Consider the following 6,766-nt stretch of genomic DNA (forward strand, 5'->3'; position numbering starts at 1 on the left):
AGGGGATATGAATAGTGGCGAGGTAAAAGCGTATTTGCTGGATTTGCAGAATCGGATCGTATCCGGGTTGGAAGAAATAGATGGTGGGAAATTCCAGCGCGATAGCTGGGAACGGCCACAGGGGGGAGGGGGTGCCAGTTGTGTGATCGAGGAAGGCAACATACTGGAACGTGGCGGTGTAAATTTTTCGCATGTTTATGGTAGTGGTCTGCCTGCATCAGCGACGGCCGCGCGGCCGGAACTGGCCGGTAGGGCATTTGAGGCTATTGGTGTCTCACTTGTACTACATCCACGCAATCCTTATGCACCTACCGTGCACATGAACGTACGTTTTTTTGAGGCGATCAAAGAAGGTGCTGAACCGGTGTGGTGGTTTGGTGGGGGTATGGATTTGACCCCTTATTACGGTTTTGAAGAAGATGCTGTGCATTTTCATCAGGCCTGCCAGCGTGCGCTTGATTCCATTGGTGGAGACTACTACCGGCGTTTCAAAAAATGGTGCGATGAATATTTCTATTTAAAGCACCGCCAAGAGCCACGCGGAATCGGTGGAATTTTTTTTGATGATTTTAATCAGCCGGATTTTACGACCTGTTTTCGTCTCACCAGAAATGTCGGTGATCATTTTTTAGCTGCCTATGTGCCTATTGTACAAAAGCGTTGTGACATTGTTTATGGTGAACGTGAACGCGATTTCCAAGCATATCGTCGCGGACGCTATGTTGAATTCAACCTGGTATGGGACCGTGGCACGCTATTCGGATTGCAGACTGGAGGACGTACCGAATCCATTCTGATGTCATTGCCACCAATCGTTAAATGGCGATACAACTGGTCGCCCGAGGCAGACACTCCCGAAGCCAGGTTATACAGCGACTTTCTGATTGGCAAGGATTGGCTGCAGACAGGCTGAGTTATCTCTATCAAAGAAGTTGTTTTGCGCGCCTACTTGAAAATAGTGTGGTCAGCCCCATGTTTAAAGTGAGGTTGGTTGAACATCCTGATTAAAATATCAGCTGTCTTGTAGAAATCAGAGAATTCGTTCTGTCAATACTCAGGTAATATTTAGGTGCAGGTTGTCGAAATATAAATTTTTGGGCGACTTGTTGATGAATTTTTTTCGATATGGAGGTTGACATGGCAGTTACAAGATACGAGCCTTGGGGTTTGCTGACACAGCTGCAACGTGAACTGGAGAGAGTGCGGGATGATGCGGCTGGAAATGGTTCCTCGGCAACTGCAGAGTGGGCGCCAGCGGTAGATATCAAGGAAGAAGCAGACAAATTTGTGCTACATGCCGATTTACCGGGCGTTAAGCCGGAGGAAATTGATGTCAGCATGGAAAATGGGGTATTAACCATCAAGGGTGAAAAGCAGACTGAAGCGAAAACTGAAAAAGAAGGTTATAAGCGTGTGGAGAGAACTTTTGGGTCTTTCTATCGCCGCTTCAGCCTCCCGGATACTGCTAATCCTGACGCTATCTCGGCAGCATCTAAACATGGCGTGTTGGAGATTACTATCCCCAAACGGGAGTCGGTGCAACCCAAGAAAATTAGCGTGACCGCTTCAGAGTGAGTTAACAAGATAAAGCGAGAAGATGGGACCTGCAAGCCCCATCTTCTTTTTTTGATAAAAATACATTTTTGTCCGGCAGATTGGCACATTAAGACTGAGGACCCATAGTCATGAACTTTTTCCTTCACTATGAAATCCAAAAATAATGTAAATGACTAAAAAATAGTCACGCGCATCCCGAGTTTTAACCAGCGATTCAGTTGATTAATTTGTTCATTAGTTAGCGCAATACAACCGTTGGTCCAGTTATAACGACGGTGAACGTCAATATCTCCTTTTCCAATACCATGGATGCCAAGATGCCCTCCTAGCGGAGTATCTTGCGGAACAGACATGTTATTGTCGATGGCCTTGATTATTTTTTTCCATGTTGCAAGGTCGATCCGGTTTGCCTGCAATGCGAGATCGGCAGTTTTTCGATTGGGATAATCTATACCAAAGAATTTGTAAAAACGTTGACTATTTCTGATTGAAGATATCCTGAAAGTGCCGATTGGAGTAAGATTGCTGCCGCGCATTCGTATTCGGCTGGCACCAAATCTACCAATCGAGATGCCCCTAATTAATAGCGATACTTTTCCTGCATTCATAACGGTTAACTGTAGTCGGGATGTGTCAACTTCAATCCAGGTTTCGGTTTGGTTGCTGGCTGCGGCAAAATTGAACACAAGCAGGTTGAGAAGAAAGGCAAAAAGTATTTGCCCCAAACATCTGCTCGTGATGGAAAAATTGATTCGTCCTAAATGTGTATACATGTCCACAAGCAAAAATAAAATCAGGAGGAGTGATGGTAGTAGGCAGCGTTAAAAGATAAATTCCATAATATAAATGCCATAATATAAATGCCATAACTTGACATGTAAAGAATAACGCCCTAGAATCCGCAGTCTTTTAGACGATTTGTCTGCTTAAACAAGATGCATATGATTGGATTTAAAGTAGGTCAAAGCGCTTGGTAGATTATAGAGTAACGCGAGATAAATGCTAGCGCGTGGTTAGCCTGTAGTCGTGATGCAGCCAGAAAATGAATTATAGCCATGATAAGGTCTCCTGAATAGGACGTGAAATGCCAACCATTAATCAATTAGTAAGAAAGCCACGCAAGGCGAAGATAGTCAAAAGTAAGGTTCCGGCACTGGAAAGTTGCCCTCAGAGAAGAGGAGTTTGTACCAGGGTATATACAACGACTCCTAAAAAACCGAATTCAGCCTTAAGAAAAGTTGCGAGGGTGCGGCTGACTAATGGTTTTGAAGTAAGCAGTTATATTGGTGGAGAAGGGCATAATTTACAGGAGCACTCGGTTGTTCTGATTCGCGGTGGTAGGGTGAAAGATTTGCCGGGTGTTCGCTATCACACCGTTCGGGGAAGTTTGGATACGGTTGGCGTTAAAGATCGCAAGAAAGCACGCTCCAAGTATGGCTCAAAAAAACCAAAAAGTAATTAACTGATTGATTATATAAGAAATATTCAGCAATTTTTACTTAATTAGTACTAAGAAATAAATTTGGAGCATAAATATGCCAAGACGTAGAGAAGTGCCTAAAAGAGAGATCTTGCCAGATCCAAAATATCATAATATCGAATTGGCAAAATTTGTTAATGTGCTAATGACGCATGGTAAAAAATCCGTGTCCGAGAGGATTATATATGGCGCTCTAGATCAGGTTGGCAAAAAAACTGGAAAAGATCCCTTGGAGGTATTTACCCAGGCGTTGTCGAATATAAGACCAGTTGTAGAGGTGAAGAGTCGACGTGTAGGTGGTGCAAATTATCAGGTTCCAGTGGAAGTGCGCTCCGTGAGACGCAATGCTTTGGCGATGAGATGGCTGCGAGATGCAGCAAGAAAAAGAAGTGAGAAGTCAATGGGATTAAGATTGGCTGGAGAGTTAATCGAGGCATCCGAAAATAGGGGTGCGGCATTTAAAAAACGTGAAGAGATTCACAGAATGGCTGAATCAAATAAAGCATTTTCGCACTTCAGATTTTAATTTTTTGTGGCGTGTGAACTTTATGGGCTAATGCCAGTTAGCAGTAACGCTGTGTAATGTAGCAATAAGCAAATATTCAGGAATTAATTGTGTCAAAACATATCCCGTTAGATAGGTATCGAAATATAGGCATCATGGCGCACATAGACGCCGGTAAAACCACAACCACCGAAAGGATATTGTTCTATACCGGGGTGTCGCATAAACTCGGCGAGGTGCATGATGGTGCGGCGACAATGGACTGGATGGAGCAGGAGCAGGAGCGCGGTATTACCATCACTTCCGCTGCAACTACTTGTTTCTGGTCGGGAATGAAAAAAGGAAGCTATCCAGAGCACCGAATTAATATTATTGATACGCCTGGTCACGTAGATTTTACAATCGAAGTGGAGCGGTCACTTCGAGTGCTGGATGGGGCCTGCACTGTTTTCTGCGCGGTTGGTGGCGTTCAGCCGCAGACGGAGACCGTGTGGAGGCAGGCCAATAAGTATAAAGTGCCTAGATTGGCTTTTGTTAATAAAATGGATCGATCTGGGGCTAATTTTATGCGTGTTTATCAGCAAATAAATACGCGACTCAAAGCCCAGCCCGTTCCGATACAGTTGCCGATAGGCGCGGAAGATGGTTTTTTGGGTGTTATAGATTTGGTAAAAATGAAAGCTGTTTACTGGGATGATGCGTCTAACGGGATTAACTTCGAGGAAAAGGAAATACCTGAGAATTTGTTGGAAGAGGCAAATTCATGGCGCGAGAAGATGGTAGAAACTGCCGCTGAGGCAAGTGAAGAGTTGATGAACAAATATCTTGAGCATGGCGATCTGTCTCTAGCTGAAATTAAACAGGGGTTGCGCGCAAGAACAGTTAATAATGAAATTGTTCCGATGTTATGTGGCACAGCATTCAAAAATAAAGGTGTGCAAGCCATGCTTGATGCTGTGATTGATTACCTGCCATCACCGCTGGATGTGAGTGCAATACAGGGCACAGAGGAAAATGGTGAGGTTAGTGAGCGTAAACCGGGAGAAAAAGAGCCTTTTGCGGCACTGGCATTCAAAATTGCCACAGATCCATATGTTGGGCAATTAATTTTCTTTCGAGTGTATTCTGGCATAGTTAAATCCGGAGATACGGTATTTAATCCAGTAAAGGGAAAAAAAGAAAGAATTGGTCGAATATTGCAGATGCACGCTAATCAGCGCGAAGAGTTAAAAGAAGTTCGCGCGGGTGATATTGCAGCAGCAGTTGGGTTAAAAGAAGTAACAACTGGGGACACATTGTGTTCTTTGGATAGCATAATAACGCTGGAAAGAATGGATTTTCCGGAGCCCGTGATACATGTGGCCGTTGAGCCAAAAACAAAAGCTGATCAGGAGAAAATGGGGATCGCGTTAAATAGATTGGCGCAAGAAGATCCATCATTTAGAGTGAGAACTGATGAAGAGTCTGGGCAAACGATTATATCTGGTATGGGTGAGCTTCATTTGGAGATTATCGTTGATCGCATGAAGCGTGAATTTGGTGTGGAAGCAAATGTTGGTGCACCGCAAGTAGCATATCGAGAGGCAATCAAGAAGCAAGTTGAAGTCGAGGGGAAATTTGTCAAGCAAAGTGGCGGACGTGGTCAGTACGGGCACGTGTGGTTGCGCATGGAGCCAAATGAATCGGGCAAGGGGTTTGAATTTATAGATGAAATTAAGGGTGGTGCCGTTCCGCGCGAATATATTCCAGCAGTTGAAAAGGGGCTCGTCGATTCACTTACGAATGGAGTGCTGGCTGGCTATCCGGTCGTTGATGTTAAAATTGCCCTCTTTGATGGCTCGTATCATGATGTTGATTCGAACGAGAATGCATTCAAAATGGCTGCCTCAATTGCATTTAAAGAAGGAATGCGGAAAGCTAGTGCAATACTTTTAGAGCCGATGATGGCGGTGGAGGTTGAAACTCCGGCGGACTTTATGGGTAATGTTGTTGGTGATCTGTCTTCTCGAAGAGGGATAATCCAGGGGATGGATGATACGCCTGGTTTTAAGGTTATCAGAGCAGAAGTGCCGTTAGCTGAAATGTTTGGATATTCTACTACTCTTCGTTCGGCAACTCAGGGAAGAGCTACTTATTCGATGGAATTTAAGCATTACACAGAAGCGCCAAAAAACGTGGCTGAAGCGATTATCAACAAAAAATAAGCCCTGTCTAGATAAAACGAGGAAGGAAAGTATGGCTAAGAGTAAATTTGAGCGAAGCAAACCACATGTAAATGTCGGGACGATTGGACACGTGGATCATGGTAAGACGACACTTACTGCTGCGATCACGACGGTGCTGACGAACAAATATGGTGGAGAGATAAAATCCTATGCGCAGATAGATTCTGCGCCAGAAGAGCGCGCGCGCGGAATCACCATCAATACCTCTCATGTTGAATACGAAACTGCCAATCGGCATTATGCGCACGTCGATTGCCCGGGGCACGCTGATTATGTAAAAAATATGATTACTGGCGCGGCGCAGATGGATGGGGCGATTCTGGTCGTATCTTCAGCAGACGGACCAATGCCGCAGACGCGCGAACATATCTTGCTGGCACGGCAGGTCGGCGTACCTTACATCATTGTCTACATGAACAAGGCGGACATGGTGGACGATGCCGAATTGTTGGAACTGGTGGAGATGGAGATACGCGAGTTGCTTTCGAAATATGATTTTCCGGGCGATGACACGCCGATTATCACTGGGTCAGCGTTAAAGGCGCTGGAGGGGGATCAGAGCGAGATTGGGCAACCTTCGATATTCAAATTGGCAGAAGCGCTGGATACCTATATACCTGAGCCGGAGCGTGCAATTGATGGCGCGTTTATTATGCCGGTTGAAGACGTATTTTCTATCTCTGGTCGGGGTACGGTGGTGACGGGGCGTGTAGAGCGTGGCGTCATAAAGGTTGGAGAAGAGATAGAGATTGTTGGGTTGCGGCCTACGATCAAAACTGTTTGCACGGGCGTGGAAATGTTCCGCAAGTTGCTTGATCAGGGGCAAGCGGGAGATAATGTTGGTGTGTTATTGCGTGGCACCAAGCGGGAAGAGGTTGAGCGTGGTCAGGTGCTGGCTAAGCCGGGCAGTATTCTTCCGCATACCAAATTTGCTGCAGAAATTTATGTGTTGAGTAAGGAAGAGGGTGGTCGGCACACACCATTCTTTGCTGGCTATCG

The 6,766-nt window shown here is 45.3% G+C and carries 7 protein-coding genes; 6 read left to right on the forward strand and 1 reads right to left on the reverse strand.

Going from position 1 to position 6,766, the window contains the following annotated elements:
* The first annotated feature begins 7 nt into the window (after positions 1-7).
* Entirely contained in the window at positions 8-913 is a 906-nt protein-coding gene (hemF, locus tag NSMM_RS12310) for an oxygen-dependent coproporphyrinogen oxidase (RefSeq protein WP_090287861.1), read from the forward strand.
* 224 nt (positions 914-1,137) lie between these two features.
* The gene (locus NSMM_RS12315; RefSeq protein WP_090287862.1) at positions 1,138-1,575 is read left to right on the forward strand and encodes an Hsp20/alpha crystallin family protein; all 438 of its coding nucleotides are present in this window, start codon (positions 1,138-1,140) and stop codon (positions 1,573-1,575) included.
* Between the two features lie 155 nt (positions 1,576-1,730).
* Here the strand turns inward: NSMM_RS12315 and NSMM_RS12320 are convergent, their stop codons facing one another.
* Positions 1,731-2,282, reverse strand: coding sequence for a L,D-transpeptidase (locus tag NSMM_RS12320; protein WP_245654799.1), 552 nt, complete (start codon positions 2,280-2,282; stop codon positions 1,731-1,733).
* Positions 2,283-2,641: 359 nt separating this feature from the next.
* On the opposite strand from NSMM_RS12320, the gene rpsL reads away from it, so the two are divergent.
* The 4 genes from rpsL to tuf all read left to right on the forward strand — a co-directional run.
* The gene (rpsL, locus tag NSMM_RS12325; RefSeq protein WP_090287866.1) at positions 2,642-3,019 is read left to right on the forward strand and encodes a 30S ribosomal protein S12; all 378 of its coding nucleotides are present in this window, start codon (positions 2,642-2,644) and stop codon (positions 3,017-3,019) included.
* Between the two features lie 73 nt (positions 3,020-3,092).
* Positions 3,093-3,563 carry a 30S ribosomal protein S7 gene (gene rpsG / locus NSMM_RS12330; RefSeq protein ID WP_090287868.1) on the forward strand — a complete coding sequence of 157 codons (471 nt, stop codon included), beginning with the start codon at positions 3,093-3,095 and terminating at the stop codon, positions 3,561-3,563.
* Between the two features lie 134 nt (positions 3,564-3,697).
* Positions 3,698-5,746: an elongation factor G gene (gene fusA / locus NSMM_RS12335; protein WP_425412376.1), complete on the forward strand. Its 2,049-nt coding sequence runs from the start codon at positions 3,698-3,700 to the stop codon at positions 5,744-5,746.
* A gap of 31 nt (positions 5,747-5,777) precedes the next feature.
* Positions 5,778-6,766: elongation factor Tu (gene tuf / locus NSMM_RS12340; protein WP_090287872.1), on the forward strand; the 989-nt coding region annotated here is incomplete at its 3' end.

The organism is Nitrosomonas mobilis (assembly GCF_900103035.1).
Taxonomy (GTDB): domain Bacteria; phylum Pseudomonadota; class Gammaproteobacteria; order Burkholderiales; family Nitrosomonadaceae; genus Nitrosomonas; species Nitrosomonas mobilis.